Raw genomic sequence first — 20,619 nt, forward strand, 5'->3', positions numbered from 1 at the left:
TCGAAATGAAACAAAATGCTACAGTAGAAAACACCAAATAAAAAATTCCGTATTTCTACGGAATCAAATTCTTTCTAGCGAATAAATATTGTTGATGATGGCATAAATCACAATGCCGACCGTATTTTTGGCTCCGATTTTCTCTAAAACCCTTTGCCTGTGGCTTTCAACCGTTCGTGGACTGATGAATAGTTTTTCGGCGATTTCGTTGTTGGTATGTTCCTGACAGATCAGTTTTACCACATCTTTTTCGCGTTCGGAAAGCTCATCATCCATTTCGAATAATGATTTTTTCTTGCTGGAGCTGTTCATATAAGAAAACAGCATCTGATGATCTTCGGAAGTGAAGAAAACCCCGTTTTTATAGACCATTGTTATGGCATCAATAAAGGTTTTTCTGTCGGAATTTTTAGGTAAAAATGCAGAAACTCCAAGCTTTACCATATATCCTAAAATCGAGCTTTTATAATGAGAAGAAAGGATAATTATTTTGAGATCGGGATGTTTTTCCTTTAAAATTTCTACCAATTCAAAACCGTTCATTGGCTGCATTTGTACATCTACCAATGCGATATCAGGAAAATCTTCTTTCGGTAAAGTCTCTAAACTTTCGATAAAAAGAGGTCCGTTGTTGCAGGTTAAGGATACTGAAATATTTTTTTCTGTTGACAACAGCATTTTCACCCCTTCCAGGATGAGTTGTTCGTCATCAATTAGCGCTATTTTGATTTGCGGATTCATCGTTACATGGAATTTTAATAATTAAACGGCTTCCTTTATTTAAAATGTTCTTCCATTTATGAAGAGCATTCATGGATTTTATTCTGGACTCAATATTTTTAATTCCCATTCCTTTTTTTACGGCTTCGTACTCAAAACTCTGCCCGTTATCGGAAATTATGACTGCCACATTTTTATGGTTATCTTTAATATAGATCCAGATTCTTGTAGCTTCAGAATGCTTAAGGACATTGGTTGTAAATTCCTGAATGATCCTGTACACCTGCACTTCAATGAAAATATTTTTCTTTTCAAATTTGGAGCTTACCGTTAATGAGATATTAACTCGATTGGCCAAATTGTTAATTAATTCTTCAATATATAAAACAAGCCCTACCGACTCTAAGTTTACAGGATATAATGAATGGGAAATACTTCTGGCAGAATCTATCAGGGAAGACATCTGACCTGAAATATTTTTTTTAATTAATTCATCACCTTTCGTGTCGAGATTATTCAGCCATAAAGAAAGTATATTGAGACGGTTTCCGATATCATCATGAATCAAGACAGCAATCCTTTTGCGCTCCTCTTCCTGTGCTTTGATATTTTCTAAAACCAGTCTTTTCTGATGGAGAACTTCCGCTTCATGTTGTGCATTTTTTTCTTTAATAATTCTATCAATGAAAAATTTATATGCCAGCAAAACGAAAACCACAATGATCAGCAAAACGACAATCAAAGTGATAAAAAAGCTGATATTTAAGGTTATTTCTTTAATTTTAAAAAGGTATAAATGATTGATATATAAAGGAAACAGCACAGAATATTATTCATTCCCCAGATCATATAGACTTCATCATTAGAAAACGATTTCAGCTGACGCAACATGAAGAATATAAACACGGAAACGGTATAATAAAGGAATATAAAAGCATCAACCAAAATAAATCTGTCATTATTGGTTTCGCTTTTTCTAATCTCTGTTAAAAGTGAATATCCTGCAAAACAGATCACTACAATATTTGAAACAACTTTCTTTAGTTCGTTTGTTTCCACTTTGTTTACGAAGAAAAAACATCCCACTAATGCAACAATCGGAATGTACCAGTATTTGGAGAGGTTAGAGTTCCTTATAAACAAACTTCCCAGCAGAAACAGCTCGCCGGATACGTAGAGAGGATACAGGAAATCTATATTTTGTAATTTAAAAACATAGATCGAAATTTTAATCGCAGCTTCTATTAAAAAAAGAAAAATGATATAATAAACATACCATTTTTCCGTGTTTTTTAAACGCTTAAATTTTATAAGTCCTATAAGCGCACTAATAAAAAGAAAACTGTTATTAAAATAAAGTATTACTTTAAAAGCATCCTCCATTTAATTTATTTTTACTTGATTTTTTTTTAAATATTACAAATTGGCGGGCACGGTTGTGACCAGTCATATGTATTCGAGATCGTTTGAATGCTATTCCCATTGTTTTCTAGAAGCTCTTTATATTGAGAAATAAAGATCAATGTTACAAGCGTTCTCTGGTAAATATCAGAAAATTTCAGTCCGAATGAACATACAATTCCAGACAGATTCTCTTTCATTGGAGTAAGGTCTTCTGCGGGAACCAAAAATCTTTTAAAAATTCTTGATCCTTTGAACTCGCTGCATTCCATATAAAACCAAGTCATTCCTTCCGTTCTCCAAGATTCTATTGAAGCTAATGCTTTATCCTGATCCATAATCGGTACATTTGATACCGGAAGATACATATTAGAATTATGGTCTATATTGCAAAGTTCTTTAGACAGTACCGCATTTTTTACTACAGTGTATTCCTGTTTTTCCATAAGTGTAAGGTCACTCGTTAATTCAGCTAGAAAACTGTACGGATGTTCTGTTACAGGAATTTTAAGGCCTTTATTATCAAGAGGACAAAGGATCAACACAAGTTTATCACTATACACACCTATTTCTGTACAGAAATTTTTGTTGTCGTTTGTTTTTTTAAGCCAATCAATTTGATCTGGAGTAAGCTCAAAAACAAAATTTGTAGGAATTAATTGTTGAATAACTTGATAATTTGCACAGCAGTTTGCCCAGTCTGCCAGTGCCATTTCGTACTGTTCGTTGTTAAAAGTTGTCATAATTTGCATGGTATAATTAGTCGCATAAAATTATATAAATTAAACTACCTGTACAAATATCTCACTAATAATTGAAGATTTATTAATAATTCCCAAGCATAAAAAAATAATTGTTGATATTTTGCTTTAATAATTTCTTACGGTAACATGATAACAACTTTGTTGCTTTTCTTTGATGTAATAAATTCGGCCTGCATTGGCGTAATATTTCAAGACCTTTTCCAATGCGATTTCCATTTTGGGATTATATTTTAAAACATCATTGAAACGGATGTAAGAGATATCGAAAGAATTGCCATAATTATGAGAACTAATCCCTACAGAGGCATTGGCGTTAACTCTTCTCAATCTACACTGATCTTCAAGAGTTCTGGTAATGGATGAAACCGTAAAAGTATGACCTTTTGTTTCTTTACTGAATCTTGCACCCATTTTCTCAAGCGTTGTCTTTGCTTTAGAAAGCATATAAGCTCTGCTGTAATCAAGTTTCTGAACACTATATCCTTTTCCTGCCTTTTTTATTTTATGAAATTTTCCGCTACCAATATATTTCTGAACTGTTTTAGAATCCCGGAGCAATTTCACTCCGAAACTTTTTGAAGCATCCAAATGAGGTTTGTAAAGAGGAGTTGCCTCTACTTTTAAAACTTCTGTAAGATCATAACACGGAATTGTCTTTTTTGCGGTCTGAGAATGATAAAAGCTAGAAATAGCACCCACATAAACCACACACAAAAACTTTCTCATTAAAAAGGCTTTTAAATTTATAAACTAAAAATAAACATTTATGTTATATAATTCAATCATTATAGCAATATTGTAAAATTAATTTCATTATAAAAATCAAAACACGATTATTGATTTCGCAATCAATTTTCACATTATCTTTAAATATTTTAAAAATTTTGCTTCTCAGTTTACAATATTAGTTTTAAATTTGATTTACATTAAAACAAACAACATGATAAAAAAACTATTTGCTGAATTCTTCGGCACATTTTGGCTTGTCTTCGGAGGTTGCGGAAGTGCAATCTTCGCCTCTCAGATCGCTCCGGCCTCCAATGGTCAAATGGGAATTCTTTTAGTGGGAGTTGCTCTTGCTTTCGGGCTTACCGTACTTACGATGGCATACGCTGTCGGACACATTTCAGGAGGACATTTTAATCCCGCAGTTTCATTTGGATTACTGGCAGGAGGCAGATTTCCGGCTAAAGATTTACTTCCTTACATTGCCGCTCAGTGTTTGGGTGCTTTATTGGCTGCGGGATGTCTGTACGTCATTTTAAGTGGTTCCGGAACCCCCGATTTTTCCGGACCGGGAGCTTTTGCCACCAATTTTTATGGTGATGCAGTCTACTTCGGGAAAGGATATTCAATGGGAGCTGCATTTTTAGCAGAATTCTTACTGACAGCTTTTTTCCTGATCATCATCATGGGAACAACCGACAAATACGCAAACGGAAAATTTGCAGGAATTGCGATTGGTTTAGCTTTAACATTAATTCACCTGATCTCAATTCCGATCACGAATACTTCCGTAAACCCGGCAAGATCCCTTTCGCAGGCAGTTTTCGTAGGTGGAAATGCAATGTCTCAGCTTTGGTTATTCTGGGCAGCACCAATTTTAGGAGGTGTAGTCGGAGGATTAATCTACAAATTCTTACTTCAAACTGATTCTAAAGAACCATTAGGAGATTAGAAGAAAAAAATACAAAAACTAAAAGAAATCCTGTCGTAATGGCAGGATTTTTTTATTATATCTTCTGAACAAAAATTAATCTAAGGGCATTTTAAACAAAAGAAACTGTTTTATTTAAAATATTCAATAACGTTATAATTTCCGTCCTGATATTTATCTAATAATTCTTTTAAGTAGTATTTATGCTGTACTCCAGTTAAAATCACAATTTTCTTTTCTTTGTACTCATTTGCTTTTTTAATGATATTTAGCGCCATTGTATTATTTCTTAAATCCCAGAAATTACACCAAAGCTGATATCCGTCACGATAGGAAATTTTTTCTCCATTAGGTTTCGTTACAAATTGATGAGTAAAAATTTCTTCAGAGTTAGAAATTTTAGGAATTTCATGATGCTGTACAAATTGACGATATCTGTTTACGGTTTCAAAACTTAATGAATTTAAAGTTTTAATATCTGTTTTAGAAAAATCTCTCAAGGCATTATTTGCTTCCATATATTTCTCAAAAATGACCATATTTGTTGGATTTAATACCTTCTTTTGATAAAGACTATCCATTAATTTTATGGTCAAATTATCTGTAGGAACCATTCCGTTATCTTTTCGGTATTGATTTCTTCCTTCAAATTCAAACGGTAGATTAAGGGTTTTCGGATATTTATTTAGATATAAAATAGCTGCACTTACTTCATTGGAGTTCTTAGACATGCTTTCTTTTTTGAAATCTTTCATCTGTTCCGTATCAAGTTCCTGAAGGATAACATTTGGTTTTATCTTGTCTAATATCTCAAAAAGGCTCTGAGGATTTAAAATAGGAGATGACGGCTCATGAACCGTTCCTAAAATATAAATTTCCGTTTTCCCTGAGTTTTGTGCATTGTAAAAACAAGATAACAAGCCTAAAAGACTTAAAAAGAGATTCTTCATTGTATATGATTAATTTGAAAATAGTGATTATTTAATTTTTTGTAATTCTACTACACCATAATGCAGCCAGATCCCGAAAATACCAGTTTTAGTAAAATAAGTTTCATCTTTATTGAATCTCACTTTTGTATTTGGTTCTGTCTGGCAAATGAAAAAATGACCACCGTCTATACAGTTCATTTTCCCACTTTTATGTAGATCTGTCCACCCGAATTCTTCATATGCATTTTCATTATTTTCTACATCAAATAAAAATCGTCTGATAATTTTCTTGTCTTTATCTCCTTCTTTTTTAGAAGTAAGCTCCCAACGAACCAAATCAGATTCATATTTAGCAGGAATTCCCTTAGGATCGGCATCCGCAGTTTTTACGATTACTAAAGTATCTGCATTTGTCGCATTATCCCCAGTTTTGGGATGCAATATGTAACTTCCTGTCCATAAATAGGTCTGTGCTTTTTGCTGAGCATACGACACATTATATCCTAGAATTATCAAGAAGAAAAATAATTTGTTCATTGGAGTTTATATTTTTATGAATGTTGCTTATCTCGCCTTACAATATTTTCCAACGTAAGAGCCGTTTTTTCGACATCTCCGCCGTCAGGATGAAAAATCCACAAAGAATTCTGATCTCTAGTATCTATGAACAAAATTCTTGTGTTTTCGGAACCAATTGCCAGACAATTCGATAATTCTGTGTAACTTATATTTTGGCTTTTTTGAGAGTTTTCACCAACAATTTTCATCAATGTATCTGTAAATCCTTTTAATTGACTAATGGTAAAATAAGATTTACCATCAATATTTATTTTTTCACAAAGCTCATTTAGATTAAAAAGTGTAAAATCTTCTTCATCCGTAAAAATTGAAACCTGAGGTTCAAATTCATCGCTGATTAAATATTCAAAATATGGAAGTGGGATTTCAACTTTAGCTTTGTTGAGAATAGCAGCTAATTGTTTTGTTGTTTTTTCATTCTTTTTGACGATACTATTTGGATTAGAATATCCAAATTCATCTGCTTTCCATTGTACGGTATCAAACTTAAACTCTCTTGAACATTTCGGAGAATGAATAATCATGAAAGTCATTTTCTTTTCTACCGCAGATTGAACAAAGTTATAGTCGAATTCACTAAGCTCTTGAGGCATAAATTCTTTACCACAATCCCACGAATAAGGACAGATTATTTCTTTCATATTCTCTTTTCAACTAATAAATTAAACTTAATCTATTTCATAACCTATATTTCATTTACAAAAAATACATCTATGCATGGCGAATGTACAAAAAGAAAGCATCAAAAAAAATCCTGACAGCAAGGTCAGGATTTTCTATTTTATTTTTTTTATTTCAAAAGGATTTTTAAAAATGAGTTCTTCATGTTTTCCTTTGATTTCCATTTTTCGTTGGAGTAAATTCAGTGCCATTTTTCGGATAAAAAGGTTTTTATCATTTAAATTCCAATAAGATTCTTCATGCACTTTTTTAGGCTTTCGAACCAGATAAAACTCTGTTTCCCAAGTATCAACATTATGATAAAATTCAATGATTCCGCAATGTTCAGGAATTACGGCATGTTCAACCATTCCCATTGGAAGTAGAAAACTGAAAGCATTACAAACATAATCTCCACAGGAAATTTTATCATGTTTTAGAAATTTTTCGCCAGTTTTTGTATTTAAATATGATTTTTTGAAGTCATTTCTAAAATCACTTTTTGAAAATTTGATCTCAATTTCATGACTGAAACCGTCAGCATCAATGATGAGCATGTCCGCCTCCCAATCAGAATGAAAATGATTGGTCAACACAATTTCTCTCTCAAAATCACAGTGAGAATGGATATATGCATGAACAAGTTCTTCTATCTTTAACATGAATTTCTAAATAAACGATAAATAATAATTGATAAATGATCGATTTAATTTCTCTAAAACTCTATCACTTTCAAACCCTCCAACTCAAGAACTCACTAACTCACCAGTAAACTACATCCGCGAATATCAGAATGATCAATTCTTCCCAAAACCTGAAATTTAGAATCCGGAAGCGTTTTTCCTAAATCCTGAGTAGCAATAAAAGCACACGAATGAATATTCGCCAAATCTATAATATTGATTGCTCCAGTTCTTCCTTCTTTTTCATAATTAAAAGGATCTTCAGCATTTCTTACCAAAATTCTCATCCAGTTTGGACATTGATATACATTTTCACCTAAAGAATATGCCTGTGAAAGAAGTTCCGTCATTGAATATTCTGAATAAATTTTATCAGTTTTAAAACCTTCCTGTAAAATTTTCAATAATTCATCTTTTGTCATTTCTTCTTTACGTCCCTTCATTCCGCCGGTTTCTATAATAGTAAGAGTGTCGTAGAATTTGAGAGTTTTAGAGTTGGAATCGCAAAAATCCAGGAAATCTAAAAGCGCAAAAGAAACTCCGAAAAGAATGACTTTTTTATCTTTCAAAGTATTCAAAAGTTCAAATAAATCTGAATGATTGTAGAGAAAATATCCGTTTTCAGGTTTGGCAGATTTTTTCATTAAATAATCTACCATATATATTAAAGATGAGTTTTGCTTTTCCAGATAACTTGGAAGCAGACCTAAAAAGATAAACTCTTCCGGCTTTCCGATGAACTGTTCAAAACTTTTGTAAATACTTTCCTGATATATATTTTCATCAGCAATAAAATGCTTAGACAAATTCATCTGCGTTGTTCCCGAACTTTGAAAATAAAGATCTGCTGACACATTTTTGTCCACAATCTGATGATTTTTAAACATCTCAATTGGCAGAAACGGAATTTTTGTCAGTTCATTAATCTCGTCAGGATTTATTTTTAAATAATGAACAAACTTTCTGTAAATCTCAATGTTTTCATATTGATAACGAAATGTTTCCAATGCTGTCTTCAAAAAATCCTGCTCTGACTGTATGCTGAATATATTTTTCAATCTTTTATAAAATTTTGCACTTTCCTCTTATTGCCTCAATTTGAAACAAAATAGTAAGCAAAGTATATTTCTTTTAATATTTTTTTAATCTTAAATTTAATTTTTGGTCAGATTATTGCAAGTACATATTCGGAATATGGATTAAAAACAGGAGGAAAATTTATTTTCGTCCGTTAATTACCTCTTTTAGGGGTAATTTTTTTTTGTTCCATCTGCAAAAGACTGTAATTCGAAATCCTTTTCAAAAACGCCGTACGTAAAATACGAGATCCAGTCTCCAAGATTGATGTATTTTGCCTTTTGCTCCAAATCCAAGACCATCGGAAGATGACGATGCCCGTAAATGAAATAATCTATTTTCTGAGTTTTCAGTTTTTCTTTTGAATATATAATTAAAAACTCTTTCTCCTCACCCAAAAATTCTTTGTCTTCATCACCTGAGATCATTTTATTTTTTTGCGACATGTATAACGCGATCTTCATGGCAATATCAGGGTGAAGCCATTTAAAAAACCACTGCGCAAAAGGATTTGTAAAGACTTTTTTCATTCTTTTATATCCCTTATCGCCAGGTCCCAAACCATCTCCGTGAGCGAGTAAAAATTGCTTACCACCCATCTCAAAATATTGCTTTTTATAGAAAACGGTACAGCCAATTTCTTCTTCCAGATAGTCTTTCATCCAAAGATCATGATTTCCGACAAAAAAATAAACATGAATTCCACGGTCTTTTAATTCTGCAATTTTCCCTAAAACACGCACATATCCTTTAGGAATTACATGTTTCCATTCATGCCAAAAATCAAAAAGGTCACCCATTAAAAACAAAACCTGAGCATCTTCTTTGATCTCATCCATCCAGCGGATAAATTTCTCTTCACGCAGTTTGCTCTCCTTAGGATTAGGAGCTCCAAAATGCTGATCTGAAGCAAAATACACTTTTTTACCAGGTTCTAAATTGATGGTAGTTTTTAACACCGTTTGAGTTTTTTGTTGAATATATTATTGATTATCTTCTGCAAACCACTCTCCGTAAGAGTTTTCTGTTTCGTGAAGCTTAAGGTAAGCAAGAGAAATTCCTTCCGGAAGTTTTGACTTTATTTTTGCAGCAATCGCATACAACATATTCTCACATGTTGGCTGGAAATTACAATAAATCACTTTATGCCCCTGACTTTCAAGACTCTCACCCAATTCTCTGTGAGGAGATAATCCGTTGATCAAAACTGCATGATCCCAAACATCAACGATTTCAGGTTTTACAATACTTTTAATATCACCAAAATCAACTACCATCCCGTTTTTCGGGTTCTCCAAATCATTTACAGGCTTCCCTTTCACTGTCACAAACAGCTTGTAGGAATGTCCATGCATATTTTTACATTTCCCATCGTAGTTATACAGCACGTGGGCTGTCTCAAATGTGAAAATCTTTGTAATACGTATCATAGTGCAAAGATAAGGAAATTCAATATTTAAAATACGGAGACAGTATCTTATTTGATTTTTAACATTCAATCATAATAGGTAAACCCGCAATTTATATCAACGAAAATATCATAACGAATAGTAAAATAGGAACAATAAAAACAAGAAGCGGTAATAAAAGGTTGAGAAATGCTTTACCCAGTGAAAATTTCTGAACTTCAGAAACGCCAATCATCATAAAAACAAAAGTCACAATTGAAAGCGAAAATTCAAAAAATATAGAAAGCCAAAAGATAATATTTCCTACAATTCCGGAATTCACTAAATCACTGTTATCCTTAAAAACATCATTTCCATAAATAGCAATTTCCGGAATTAATAATATCAATGAAAGAATTGAAGGTATCATTGCGTAAACTATAATTCTGTAAAGAGAAGAAGTATTGCCTATTCCCCCTAACCATTTCCCAGTCCAGCTTAACAATGCAGCATAAATATAATACGATAACCATCCTAAAAAACCTCCAATAAGTACGCAACTGGCAATTATTACGAACAAAGAAGTCTTATCACCCATATTTTTTAACGAGGCACGATCAAAAGCTCTTACCATACCCGCAAAAAAGACTAATATGTAAAAATATTTCTCGTATTCTTTATCGTTTATATATTTAAAAATTCTTCTTGGCTCTAGCCAAATTTTAGTAAAAATATCTTTATCGCTGAGAGCTTCATATTTTTCAAACTCATCAAAGTTATTATCATTGTGTTTTATTTCCATATTTTTTTTCAGAGCTCGAAAATAGCAATATTTTATAAAAAATAAGTTATTAACTAAATCTTCTCCAGCCAGTCATTCCCTAAACGTTTGATTTTATGAGTTTCCATATCAATCAAAATCCACAAGGTCAGCGAATCTACGACAAGCTGATCATTACAGTAAAATTCAACTTTTCTGGGTTGTTTTGCTCCTTCTGGAATTTTGGGATAGGTTTTTACCGTAACTGTATCGCCTAAATACACCTGTTTTTTGTACTGAATATGATGATCCAAAAGCATCCAGATATCTTTAGGATATTCTGTTTTGTGTTTTACAAAATCCCAATGTTCAACAGCGATTTCTTCAACCCAATGCACATATTGAACATTATTCACATGATTATTCTGATCAATATGTTCTTCGGTTACTTTTATTTCTTTTTGATAAATTAAACTCATTATTTTTCACTTCTTCATTAATAATCAAATATATGAACTTTAAGTTTTTAATTTTAATTCCAAACTAAAAACCTTCCCAAAACTGAGAAGGTTCACATCTAAAAATTTTATTTAAATATGGAAAAATGATTTTAGTGAAACTGTGCCGTTTCCGTAGAATCTTTCATAGCAACAGTTGCAGATGAACCGCTTGTCACCACATTCTGTACTTCATCAAAATATCCGGTTCCCACGAAGGACTGGTGTTTTACAGCTCTGAAACCTTTTTTCTGCAACGCAAATTCACGTTCCTGAAGTTCAGAATATCCCGCCATTCCTTTTTCTTTATAAGCTAAAGCCAATTCAAACATTGCCGTATTCAACGCATGGAAACCAGCCAGTGTAATAAACTGGAATTTGTAGCCTAGTTTCGCCAATTCTTCTCTGAAATTTAGCATTTCATCCACAGAAAGCCTTGCTGCCCAGTTGAAAGAAGGCGAACAATTATACGCCAACATCTTTCCGGGAAATTTGGCATGAATTCCTTCTGCGAATTTTTTGGCCTGTTCCAAATCAGGGTTTGAAGTTTCCATCCAGATCAAATCTGCGTAAGGAGCGTAGGATAAACCACGATCGATACCCTGTTCTACTCCATTTTTAACCACATAAAAACCTTCGGAAGTTCTTTCACCTGTCACAAATTTCTTATCTCTGTCATCAATATCTGAAGTTAGTAAATCCGCCGCGTCGGCATCTGTTCTTGCAATAATTAAACTTGGAACACCCAAAACATCAGCCGCCAAACGAGCCGCAATCAATTTATTAATCGCTTCCTGAGTCGGAACCAAAACTTTTCCACCCAAATGACCACATTTTTTAGCAGAAGACAATTGATCTTCAAAATGTACGGCAGCAGCGCCCGCTTCAATCATTTGTTTCATTAATTCATAAGCATTGAGATTTCCTCCAAAACCAGCTTCGGCATCTGCAATAATTGGAACTAAATATTCTTTATCTCCACCTCCATTCACAGACTGAATTTGATCTGCTCTCAATAAAGCATTATTAATTTTCTTCACCACAGAAGGCACTGAATTCGCTGGATATAAAGATTGGTCAGGATACATTTCACCCGATAAGTTAGCGTCTGCTGCAACCTGCCATCCAGAAAGATAAATCGCTTCCAAACCAGCGTCAACTTCCTGCACGGCTTGATTTCCTGTCAACGCTCCAAGTCCGGCAACGAAATCCTGATTGTTTAATTTGTCCCAGAATTTCTTAGACATTTCTGTCGCAATCGTATAGTCCAGTTTGTAAGAACCTCTTAATTTCAGCACTTTTTCAGCGGTGTAAGGTCTTTTTATACTGTTCCAACGTGGATTTGTTAACCAATCTTTTTCTATTTCCTGGATTTGTTCTTGTCTTGTTTTCATAATAATATTTTTTTGTTTTTTGTTGCTTGTTAATTGTTATTAGTTGTTAGTTGTTAGTTTTTAGCTTTTAGTGAATTATTAAAACTCTTAAACACTAAACCCCTCTCACTCTCCAACTCTATTACCCTCCCACTCAAACAAAGGGGTATGCTTTTAACGTTAAAAATTCTTCGAAGTTTTCACAAAAGATCAATTCATTGAAAAGCTCTTTTGCTAAATTGAATTTTCCGTTTTTGAAACGTTCTTGTCCAACATATTTTTCAATTTTCTCCATTTCTTCAAATTCCCACTGAAGAATCATTTCTCGGGTCAACGTTCTGTCATCACTCAAAACGGCTTCATTTTTAAGCCATTGCCAGATTTGCGTTCTTGAAATTTCTGCAGTTGCAGCATCTTCCATTAAATTATAAATTGCCGCAGCCCCAACTCCCATTAACCAACTTTCGATATAGAGAATGCCAACATTGATATTTTTTCGGACTCCTTTTTCGGTAATTTCACCTTTTGGAATTTCTAATAGATCACTTTCTTTGATTTGATAATCAAATTTTTTATCGATCTGATTTTCTGAAGGCATATGCTGATCAAAAATCTTTTTGGCAACAGAAACCAAAGCCGGATGTGCCACCCAAGTTCCGTCGTGACCGTTTTTCACTTCCCGTTCTTTGTCGTTTCGGACTTTTTCAAACGCCAGACTATTTGCTTCATAATTATCTTTAATAGGAATGTGAGCTGCCATTCCACCGATTGCGTGCACATTTCTTTTGTGACAAATTTCAATCACCCTTTTCGAATAAGCGCTCATAAAAGGCGAAGTCATCGTCACCTGATCTCTGTCGGGAACGATAAATTCAGGAAGATTTCTGAATTTTTTAATGAAAGAAAAAATATAATCCCACCGTCCGCAATTCAAACCTGAGCTGTGTTCTTTTAATTCAAATAAAATTTCGTCAATTTGAAAAGAAGCGGTAATGGTTTCAATTAAAACTGTTGCTTTGATTGTTCCTTGCGGAATTTCCAGATAATTTTGAGAAAAAACAAAAACATCATTCCACCAACGGGCTTCTTTGTAATGTTCTAATTTTGGGAGATAAAAATAAGTTCCACTTCCGTTCTTCAACAATTGTTTTATATTTCTGAAAAAATAAATTCCAAAATCAACTAATGAAGCCGAAACTTGTTCGCCATCAATTTCAATATGCTTTTCATTTAAATGTAAACCTCGCGGACGAACCAAAAGGACGGCCGTTTTTTCATTTAACTGATAAGATTTTCCCTGTTCAGTCGTAAAATCAATTTCGCGTTTGATCGCATCAGAAAGATTGATTTGTCCCTGCATACAATTATTCCAGATTGGAGAATTGCTGTCTTCAAAATCTGCCATAAAAGTTGAAGCTCCGGAATTCAGCGCATTGATGATCATTTTTCTATCGACTGGACCCGTAATTTCAACTCTGCGATCTAATAAATCATTTGGAAGCGGTGAACAAACCCAATTTCCGTTTCTGATCTCCTCAGTTTCCGGTAAAAATTTCGGAAGATTTCCTTGATCAAATTCTATTTGAGTCTTTTTTCTTTCATCTAACAGTTTCAATCTTTTCAGATTAAAATTTTGATGAAGTTCTACAAGAAAATCTATTAATTCAGAAGTAAAAACTTCTTCAAAAATGTTTTCAGATTTTATTTTTAATTGAGTCTTAGTTTCCATAACCTATTGATTTTGTGATTTGACATTACAAACATAAATAAAAACTTTCAATATTTAGCGAACGTTCGCTAAATATTTTAAAAAATTATTATGCGAATAATCGCTTCTAATTATTTATATTTGATTTATGAATTCGGATAGTGATTTTATTAAGACCGTTTTTGGTTTAAAACTGAAACAGCAAAGACAAAAGAAAAATTGGTCTCTACAGGATCTTGCCGTAAAAACAGGTTTATCTAAATCATATCTAAACGAAATAGAAAACGGTAAAAAATATCCGAAACATGATAAGATCATTCAACTTTCCGAATCTTTGAATTGCACTTTTGATGATCTGGTTTCGACTAAACTTGATAAAAGTTTAGCACCTTTTAATGAAATTTTGCAGTCTGATTTCTTTAAAGAAGTTCCGTTAGAACTTTTTGGAATCAATAAGAATAATTTAATCAGTATTATTAGTGATGCTCCTAAAAAAGTGACCGCTTTTATTAATGCATTGATTGAAATTTCGCAGAATTATAACTTAGGAAAAGAGAGATTTTATTTTGCCGTTTTACGGTCTTTTCAGGAATTGTATGATAATTATTTCCCTGAAATAGAGGAAAAAGTTGTGCATTTTGCAGAGGAAAATCAATTGGAAATCAGTAAAAATATAAAAGCAGAAGTTTTAGAAAATATTCTAATTGAAAGATTTAATTATACCATTCAATCTGATAATTTTGAAACCTTTGGAGCATTAGATAATCTTCGCTCGCTATTCATTCCTGAGAAAAAATTATTGTTGCTGAATATCAAACTTGAAAAAGATCAAAAGACTTTTATTTTGGCGAAAGAAATTGGTTTCAATGTCTTGGAATTAAAAAATCGACCAAACACTTATTCCTGGCTGGATTTTGGAAGTTTCGAAGAAATTTTAAATAATTTCTACGCTTCCTATTTTGCAGGAGCTTTATTGATCTCAAAAGCACAAATCATTGAAGATACTTCTAATTTTTTCTTGCAAAACAATTGGGAACCAACTAATTTTGAAAACCTGATTGAAAACTTCACCAATTCGCCCGAAACTTTTTATTATCGATTAACGAATGTTCTTTCTTCCGAATTGGGAATCAAAGATTTATTTTATTTATGTTTAGTTAAAAAGAAAAATTCAGGTAAAATACAGATTTTAAAAGAGTTGCACCTCAATCACCAACAAGCTCCGCACGCAAACGCTACGAATGAGCATTATTGCAGAAGATGGATTGCTGTAAAAAATCTAGCTCATCTAAAGGAAAATGAAACATTGACAGATGCTCAAATTTCACATTATAAAGACCAGGGAGTGAGTTATCTTGTGATTTCTACATCACAAAAAAACCCGTTTTCTGACGGCAGTAACAGAAGTTATTGTCTTGGAATTTTATTGAATTCTCAGACAATTAAGAAAATTAATTTCATCAAATCTCCCACTTTAAAAACCATTAATGTTGGAGTGACTTGTGAATCTTGCAGTATCGCAGATTGTGAAGTAAGACAAGCTCAACCAGTCAGATTGGAAAAAGAATATTTCAATCTTGAAATGAAAAATGCTATTGAAAAAATAAGAAAAGAGCTTTTATAACAATTTTCAAAATTTCACATCATTTATTTTCAACTATAATTATTTATTTAAGGTTTGTAATTTTAGCCAAAATCAAAAATAAACATTCCAAAATAACTACAATCATTTCAAATACAATAGATTGTAAAATATGATTGATTTTTTATCAGATTAATACGATTAATATTTATTTTTTACTAAAACAATAATTTTATTAAGTAAAAAATAAATATTAATCAAATAAAACAAAATTTCACGTTAAAATTCACTTTCAATTGAATTGTTTTTTATTAATTTTACAAAAAAATATTGATTGAAAGATATATTTCTTGATCTGTTATTCCCAAACCGTTGCTTAGATTGTAATAAAATTATTGAAAGCAATCTTATCGTCTGCAATATATGTTTCGGAAAAATTCAGTTTACGCATTTTGACTATTTTGAGGAAAATACACTTAAAGAAATATGTAAAACTCTTTTTCCTGTAGAAAATGCTTATGCTTTGATACAATTTGAGAAAGAAAGTTTGAGCCGGAAAATTATACATGAATTAAAATATAAAAACAGAGAAAAAACAGGAAAAATTTTAGCTGATTGGATCACGGAGCGTGTAGATTTCAAAAATGAAAAACCAGATCTTATCGTCAGCATTCCTCTTCATAAAAAGAAACTTAAAGAACGGGGATACAATCAGTTGCATTTGTTTGCAGAAACATTATCTGAATTTTACAACATCCCTTTTGATCATGAAGTGATTTTGAGGAGTTATTATTCGAAAGCTCAGGCTTTGAAAGATAAAAAACACCGTCTGAGTACAGAAAATCTATTCGCAATCAATAAAAATATTTCAGGAAAACATGTTCTTTTAGTTGATGATGTTTTTACAACCGGAAACACAATTGCCACAGCTGCATGGGAAATCCTTAAAACAGGAAATAACAAAGTGAGCGTGCTGGTAATGGCTATAGATAAGTAATAGTATAAATTAAATAATGAAAAGAATTTACCCACTATCAATTTTTTTTGGGATTAATCATTAATGAACAAATAGGGATACACTAGTTATTGACAATATGTTAGAGACAAGTTTTCAGGCAATTCCTTTATAATAACTTTTAACACAAATATCTTTATAATATCTTTCAAAGCACAGTCAACTTTTGTTACTGTGCTTATTTGTGTTTAATAGATTATTGACTAAATATTTCTATTATCTCAAATGTTTTTTATACATTAAGGTAAACTATTAATTATGAAAAATTTACTTTTGTTACACGGCGCTTTGGGGCACAGCAGTATGTTTACCCCTTATCTTGAAGAGCTTTCCAAGTATTTTAATATTCATACGCCTTTATTTTCCGGCCATGGAAATACCTCTTTGCCTGAAGATGGAATTACTATTGAAAAATATACTCAGGAGTTAGCTGAATATTGTGAAAAGGAAAATTTAGAGGATGTTTATATTTTGGGGCACAGTATGGGAGGTTATATCGCCCTTTGCTACGCCTTGGAAAATCCAAAAAAGGTAAATTCGATAATGACTTTGGGGACAAAATTTGACTGGACGGAAGAACAGGCTTTAAAAGAAAGTAAATTATTAAATCCTGATGTTATTATTGAAAAAGTTCCAAAATATGCGGAACAATTGGAAATTCAGCATGGTACGCAATGGAAGCAATTACTTCCTGAAATTGGTAAAATGATGACTTCTTTAGGTAAAAATCAACCATTGAAAGATAAAGTTTTAACTAAAATTGAAACTCCGGTTCAGATCATGATCGGCGATAAAGATAACATGGTGAGTCTGGAGGAAAGTATTGATGTTTACAAAAAGATCCCAAACGCAAAATTGGCCGTACTCCCAGATACAAAACATCCTCTGGACAAAGTACGACCAATATTATTATTTGATCTAATGAAAGATTTCTGGAAACTTACTTAGATTATCTCTGAAGTTTTTCTCCGTAGCTTAAATCTCCTGCATCTCCCAATCCTGGGCTGATATAACCTTTTGATGTTAAGTTTTCATCGATGGCTCCTACCCAAATTTTTGCTTCTGGATAAGCTTTTTCGATGGTTTCAACACCTTGTCTTGATGCAATCGCTGCAACGATATGAAGTTGAGACGGTTTCCCGTGAGTTAATAAATCTTTGATCGCTTCGATTAAAGATGCACCAGTTGCCAACATTGGATCTCCGACGATCAAAGGTCTTCCTTCGATACTCGGACACGTTAAATAATCCTGTTTGATCGAAAAATAATCGTTCGCATCGTGTTTTCTGTAAGCTGCTACAAACCCGCAGTCTGCTCTGTCAAAATAGTTTAAAATTCCTTCAAACAAAGGAACTCCTGCCCTCAGAATCGTTGTAATAACAGGTTGAACGGCAATTTCTTTAACCTTAATTGTATCTAAAGGCGTCTGAATTTCAATTTCTTTTGTTTCCAAACCTTTACTGATCTCAAATGCAGCAATTTCTCCGATGCGCTCCATATTTCTACGGAACCTCATTCGGTCTTGCTGGATATCAACATTACGAAGTTCATTAATCCACGAATTAACTAACGAAAATTGTTCTGACAACACAATTGTACTCATTATTTTGAAAAAGCTTTTATTTAAAAATTATTAAATTTAATATGAATAAAATCCCTCTTAGAATAATCTAAAAGGGATATATTTTTATTTCTGTCTGAAATATACTTCGATTGGAACTCCGGTAAACCCGAATTCTTTTCTCAATTGGTTTTCAGCAAATCTCTTATACGGTTCTTTTACGTACTGCGGTAAGTTACAGAAGAATACAAACTGCGGTGACGGCGTAGGAAGCTGAACGCAATATTTAATTTTGATAAATTTACCTTTATTTGCAGGTGGTGGAGTACGTTCGAAGATAGGAAGCATGATTTCATTTAATTTTGAAGTCTTGATCTTCTTCTTACGGTCTTCATAAACCAACATTGCCATTTCTACAGCTTTCAGAATTCTCTGTTTAGTTAAAGCTGAAACAAAAAGAATTGGAATATCGCTGAACTGACCGATTTTATCTTTAATAGACTGTTCAAAATCACGCACTGTATTCGTATGCTTATCTTCAACAAGATCCCATTTGTTTACAACAATTACAATCCCTTTTCTGTTTTTCTGTGCTAAACCGAAGATGTTCATATCCTGAGACTCCCATCCTAAAGTAGCGTCAACCATGATGATCACAACATCTGAATATTCAATAGAACGGATAGATCTCATTACAGAATAGAATTCTAAATCTTCATTTACCTTAGATTTCCTTCTCATTCCGGCAGTATCTACCAATACAAACTCGTGTCCGAATTTATTGTAAAGTGTCTGAATACTGTCTCTTGTAGTTCCTGCAACATCAGTTACGATATTTCTATCAGCATCCAATAAAGCGTTTGTTAAGGTAGATTTTCCAACATTCGGACGACCCGCAATAGTAATTTTAGGTAGACCTTCGAATGGATCTTTATAATCTGTTGTAGGGAAATCTTTAACAATATCATCTAGAACCTCTCCTGTTCCGGAACCAGTTGCAGACGATAAAGTATAATATTTGTCAATTCCTAATTGGTAGAATTCTGTAGCATCAATTTCTTCTTTAGCTGAATCTACTTTGTTGATAACAATATAAACCGGCTTGTTTGCTCTTCTTAAAAGTTCGTGAATTTCGTAATCCGTATCAGTAAGACCTTCTTCTACATTCATCATAAAAATGATAGACGTAGCTTCATCAATAGCCAACTGAACCTGTTTTGATATTTCCTCCTGGAAAACATCGTCATTGTTCACATCATACCCACCTGTATCGATAACGGTGAAATCTACTCCGTTCCAGTCTGATTTTCCGTAGTGACGGTCTCTTGTAACACCAGCGGTAGAATCTACAATAGCTTCTCTTCTTTCCAGTAAACGGTTGAATAATGTGGATTTTCCTACATTGGGGCGCCCAACGATAGCAACAATATTTGACATAAAAAATGTTTAATAATCCTTCATAATAAAGGACAAGTTATTAATGAGTTACTCCAACTTTTGGAGCTCAATTTTTTGCAAAGATAGCGCTTTATTATTTAGTAATGAAAAACCTCTCGAAATGAGAGGTTTAAATTTATCTTCCGATAACGATCCATCCGATTCCGTCACTTTGAATCTGATATCTTTGTCCACCCGAAATTGAAGTTATGGCGGCATTAGTAACATCATCATAAATACCTGTTCCTGCAACAACAGAAATTGGTTTTGATGAGATGCCATTACTTCCTATTAAAATGTAAATTCTGCCTTTACATGTACTCGCATTGGGAAGAACAATTCCTGTATTTCCTCCATAAATTCTTACGGTATGATGAGTATCATTAAGTGTTAAACTTCCTGAATTTGGCGTATCATAAGGTTCTGACGAAGTCCCTGACTTAATTTTAATCCATTTGTCTAAATCTCCATTAAAATAATAATACCCTGTAGAAGTTACATCTAAAGTCTGCCCACTTGGAGAAGAATCTGCACTTGTAACATACACCAAGGCACCAGTTTGCAAAGAAGTGTACATTTTAGTTTTTAACAAATCTCCGGAAATTCTTGGAGCGATGATTCCATCTAATTTTGCATTGTTTGAAGTATCTCCAACTACATCTAAAGTAGCGTGTGGAGCATCAGTATTAACCCCAACCTGGGCATTAGTACAAGTAAATACGCCTACCAAAAGTAAGGCAGGAAATAATTTTTTAGTCATTTAAGTTTGTTTCTTCTTCAATAAATATATGTTTTATTTTAAAATTTAATTAATTTTAAGTATAA

23 protein-coding genes are annotated in these 20,619 nt (G+C 32.8%); 4 read left to right on the forward strand and 19 right to left on the reverse strand.

The annotated features are described in order from the left end of the window. Window positions 1-63: 63 nt before the first annotated feature. The 5 genes from EG348_RS02490 to EG348_RS02510 form a co-directional block, all read right to left on the reverse strand. Window positions 64-741, reverse strand: a complete 678-nt coding sequence (locus tag EG348_RS02490) for a response regulator transcription factor (protein WP_123980368.1) — start codon at window positions 739-741, stop codon at window positions 64-66. Next, window positions 710-1,543: a sensor histidine kinase gene (locus tag EG348_RS02495; RefSeq protein WP_228414825.1), complete on the reverse strand. Its 834-nt coding sequence runs from the start codon at window positions 1,541-1,543 to the stop codon at window positions 710-712. Before EG348_RS02495 ends, EG348_RS02490 begins: the two co-directional genes overlap by 32 nt. Further along, the gene (locus tag EG348_RS02500) at window positions 1,489-2,103 is read right to left on the reverse strand and encodes a hypothetical protein (RefSeq protein WP_123980370.1); all 615 of its coding nucleotides are present in this window, start codon (window positions 2,101-2,103) and stop codon (window positions 1,489-1,491) included. The genes EG348_RS02495 and EG348_RS02500 overlap by 55 nt, the downstream gene beginning before the upstream one ends. A gap of 26 nt (window positions 2,104-2,129) precedes the next feature. Then, the gene (locus EG348_RS02505) at window positions 2,130-2,864 is read right to left on the reverse strand and encodes a hypothetical protein (RefSeq protein ID WP_123980372.1); all 735 of its coding nucleotides are present in this window, start codon (window positions 2,862-2,864) and stop codon (window positions 2,130-2,132) included. 126 nt (window positions 2,865-2,990) lie between these two features. Beyond that, complete coding sequence (locus EG348_RS02510; protein WP_123980374.1) at window positions 2,991-3,611, reverse strand: DUF5715 family protein; 621 nt, start codon at window positions 3,609-3,611, stop codon at window positions 2,991-2,993. Between the two features lie 217 nt (window positions 3,612-3,828). Here EG348_RS02510 and aqpZ point away from each other — a divergent pair, with 217 nt between their 5' ends. Then, on the forward strand, window positions 3,829-4,563 hold the full coding sequence (gene aqpZ / locus EG348_RS02515) for an aquaporin Z (RefSeq protein ID WP_123985007.1): 735 nt from the start codon (window positions 3,829-3,831) through the stop codon (window positions 4,561-4,563). A 110-nt stretch (window positions 4,564-4,673) separates the two neighbouring features. Here the strand turns inward: aqpZ and EG348_RS02520 are convergent, their stop codons facing one another. The 11 genes from EG348_RS02520 to aceB form a co-directional block, all read right to left on the reverse strand. Beyond that, window positions 4,674-5,492, reverse strand: a complete 819-nt coding sequence (locus tag EG348_RS02520) for a hypothetical protein (protein ID WP_123980377.1) — start codon at window positions 5,490-5,492, stop codon at window positions 4,674-4,676. A 27-nt stretch (window positions 5,493-5,519) separates the two neighbouring features. Continuing rightward, on the reverse strand, window positions 5,520-6,011 hold the full coding sequence (locus EG348_RS02525) for a phosphate ABC transporter permease (RefSeq protein ID WP_123980379.1): 492 nt from the start codon (window positions 6,009-6,011) through the stop codon (window positions 5,520-5,522). A 14-nt stretch (window positions 6,012-6,025) separates the two neighbouring features. Further along, window positions 6,026-6,694 (reverse strand): hypothetical protein, encoded by a 669-nt coding sequence (locus EG348_RS02530; RefSeq protein WP_123980381.1) that lies wholly within the window; start codon window positions 6,692-6,694, stop codon window positions 6,026-6,028. 135 nt (window positions 6,695-6,829) lie between these two features. After that, window positions 6,830-7,375 (reverse strand): hypothetical protein, encoded by a 546-nt coding sequence (locus tag EG348_RS02535; protein WP_123980383.1) that lies wholly within the window; start codon window positions 7,373-7,375, stop codon window positions 6,830-6,832. Window positions 7,376-7,470: 95 nt separating this feature from the next. Continuing rightward, entirely contained in the window at window positions 7,471-8,454 is a 984-nt protein-coding gene (locus tag EG348_RS02540; protein ID WP_123980386.1) for an acyl transferase, read from the reverse strand. A gap of 186 nt (window positions 8,455-8,640) precedes the next feature. After that, a complete protein-coding gene (locus EG348_RS02545; protein WP_123980388.1) occupies window positions 8,641-9,432 on the reverse strand; it encodes a UDP-2,3-diacylglucosamine diphosphatase in 792 nt (263 codons plus the stop codon). Between the two features lie 24 nt (window positions 9,433-9,456). Then, a complete protein-coding gene (locus tag EG348_RS02550) occupies window positions 9,457-9,903 on the reverse strand; it encodes a 6-pyruvoyl trahydropterin synthase family protein (RefSeq protein ID WP_072407792.1) in 447 nt (148 codons plus the stop codon). A gap of 91 nt (window positions 9,904-9,994) precedes the next feature. After that, window positions 9,995-10,663 carry a Yip1 family protein gene (locus EG348_RS02555; RefSeq protein WP_123980390.1) on the reverse strand — a complete coding sequence of 223 codons (669 nt, stop codon included), beginning with the start codon at window positions 10,661-10,663 and terminating at the stop codon, window positions 9,995-9,997. A 53-nt stretch (window positions 10,664-10,716) separates the two neighbouring features. Next, entirely contained in the window at window positions 10,717-11,100 is a 384-nt protein-coding gene (locus tag EG348_RS02560; protein ID WP_123980392.1) for an acyl-CoA thioesterase, read from the reverse strand. Between the two features lie 131 nt (window positions 11,101-11,231). Further along, window positions 11,232-12,512: an isocitrate lyase gene (gene aceA, locus EG348_RS02565; protein ID WP_123980394.1), complete on the reverse strand. Its 1,281-nt coding sequence runs from the start codon at window positions 12,510-12,512 to the stop codon at window positions 11,232-11,234. A gap of 133 nt (window positions 12,513-12,645) precedes the next feature. Next, the gene (gene aceB / locus EG348_RS02570; RefSeq protein WP_123980396.1) at window positions 12,646-14,220 is read right to left on the reverse strand and encodes a malate synthase A; all 1,575 of its coding nucleotides are present in this window, start codon (window positions 14,218-14,220) and stop codon (window positions 12,646-12,648) included. A gap of 127 nt (window positions 14,221-14,347) precedes the next feature. Between aceB and EG348_RS02575 the strand changes: the two genes are divergently transcribed. The 3 genes from EG348_RS02575 (at window position 14,348) to EG348_RS02585 (ending at window position 17,744) form a co-directional block, all read left to right on the forward strand. Further along, window positions 14,348-15,823: a helix-turn-helix domain-containing protein gene (locus tag EG348_RS02575; protein ID WP_123980398.1), complete on the forward strand. Its 1,476-nt coding sequence runs from the start codon at window positions 14,348-14,350 to the stop codon at window positions 15,821-15,823. A gap of 292 nt (window positions 15,824-16,115) precedes the next feature. Continuing rightward, window positions 16,116-16,778 carry a ComF family protein gene (locus EG348_RS02580; RefSeq protein ID WP_317126994.1) on the forward strand — a complete coding sequence of 221 codons (663 nt, stop codon included), beginning with the start codon at window positions 16,116-16,118 and terminating at the stop codon, window positions 16,776-16,778. A gap of 276 nt (window positions 16,779-17,054) precedes the next feature. Next, window positions 17,055-17,744 (forward strand): alpha/beta fold hydrolase, encoded by a 690-nt coding sequence (locus EG348_RS02585; RefSeq protein ID WP_123980400.1) that lies wholly within the window; start codon window positions 17,055-17,057, stop codon window positions 17,742-17,744. A 1-nt stretch (window position 17,745) separates the two neighbouring features. Here the strand turns inward: EG348_RS02585 and upp are convergent, their stop codons facing one another. The 3 genes from upp to EG348_RS02600 all read right to left on the reverse strand — a co-directional run bounded on the left by upp (window position 17,746) and on the right by EG348_RS02600 (window position 20,554). Continuing rightward, a complete protein-coding gene (gene upp, locus EG348_RS02590) occupies window positions 17,746-18,399 on the reverse strand; it encodes a uracil phosphoribosyltransferase (RefSeq protein ID WP_123980402.1) in 654 nt (217 codons plus the stop codon). An 84-nt stretch (window positions 18,400-18,483) separates the two neighbouring features. Further along, window positions 18,484-19,794, reverse strand: a complete 1,311-nt coding sequence (der, locus tag EG348_RS02595) for a ribosome biogenesis GTPase Der (protein ID WP_072407776.1) — start codon at window positions 19,792-19,794, stop codon at window positions 18,484-18,486. Window positions 19,795-19,930: 136 nt separating this feature from the next. Beyond that, window positions 19,931-20,554 (reverse strand): hypothetical protein, encoded by a 624-nt coding sequence (locus EG348_RS02600; protein ID WP_123980404.1) that lies wholly within the window; start codon window positions 20,552-20,554, stop codon window positions 19,931-19,933. Window positions 20,555-20,619: the final 65 nt, after the last annotated feature.

The sequence above is a fragment of the Chryseobacterium sp. G0201 genome (assembly GCF_003815655.1).
Taxonomy (GTDB): Bacteria; Bacteroidota; Bacteroidia; order Flavobacteriales; family Weeksellaceae; genus Chryseobacterium.

Coding starts and splice junctions, on each gene's coding strand:
- EG348_RS02490 (WP_123980368.1), bottom strand. CDS start 741: ATGAATCCGCAAATCAAAATAGCGCTAATTGATGACGAACAACTCATC.
- EG348_RS02500 (WP_123980370.1), bottom strand. CDS start 2,103: ATGGAGGATGCTTTTAAAGTAATACTTTATTTTAATAACAGTTTTCTT.
- EG348_RS02505 (WP_123980372.1), bottom strand. CDS start 2,864: ATGACAACTTTTAACAACGAACAGTACGAAATGGCACTGGCAGACTGG.
- EG348_RS02510 (WP_123980374.1), bottom strand. CDS start 3,611: ATGAGAAAGTTTTTGTGTGTGGTTTATGTGGGTGCTATTTCTAGCTTT.
- EG348_RS02520 (WP_123980377.1), bottom strand. CDS start 5,492: ATGAAGAATCTCTTTTTAAGTCTTTTAGGCTTGTTATCTTGTTTTTAC.
- EG348_RS02525 (WP_123980379.1), bottom strand. CDS start 6,011: ATGAACAAATTATTTTTCTTCTTGATAATTCTAGGATATAATGTGTCG.
- EG348_RS02530 (WP_123980381.1), bottom strand. CDS start 6,694: ATGAAAGAAATAATCTGTCCTTATTCGTGGGATTGTGGTAAAGAATTT.
- EG348_RS02535 (WP_123980383.1), bottom strand. CDS start 7,375: ATGTTAAAGATAGAAGAACTTGTTCATGCATATATCCATTCTCACTGT.
- EG348_RS02550 (WP_072407792.1), bottom strand. CDS start 9,903: ATGATACGTATTACAAAGATTTTCACATTTGAGACAGCCCACGTGCTG.
- EG348_RS02555 (WP_123980390.1), bottom strand. CDS start 10,663: ATGGAAATAAAACACAATGATAATAACTTTGATGAGTTTGAAAAATAT.
- EG348_RS02560 (WP_123980392.1), bottom strand. CDS start 11,100: ATGAGTTTAATTTATCAAAAAGAAATAAAAGTAACCGAAGAACATATT.
- aceA (WP_123980394.1), bottom strand. CDS start 12,512: ATGAAAACAAGACAAGAACAAATCCAGGAAATAGAAAAAGATTGGTTA.
- aceB (WP_123980396.1), bottom strand. CDS start 14,220: ATGGAAACTAAGACTCAATTAAAAATAAAATCTGAAAACATTTTTGAA.
- EG348_RS02575 (WP_123980398.1), top strand. CDS start 14,348: ATGAATTCGGATAGTGATTTTATTAAGACCGTTTTTGGTTTAAAACTG.
- EG348_RS02585 (WP_123980400.1), top strand. CDS start 17,055: ATGAAAAATTTACTTTTGTTACACGGCGCTTTGGGGCACAGCAGTATG.
- upp (WP_123980402.1), bottom strand. CDS start 18,399: ATGAGTACAATTGTGTTGTCAGAACAATTTTCGTTAGTTAATTCGTGG.
- der (WP_072407776.1), bottom strand. CDS start 19,794: ATGTCAAATATTGTTGCTATCGTTGGGCGCCCCAATGTAGGAAAATCC.
- EG348_RS02600 (WP_123980404.1), bottom strand. CDS start 20,554: ATGACTAAAAAATTATTTCCTGCCTTACTTTTGGTAGGCGTATTTACT.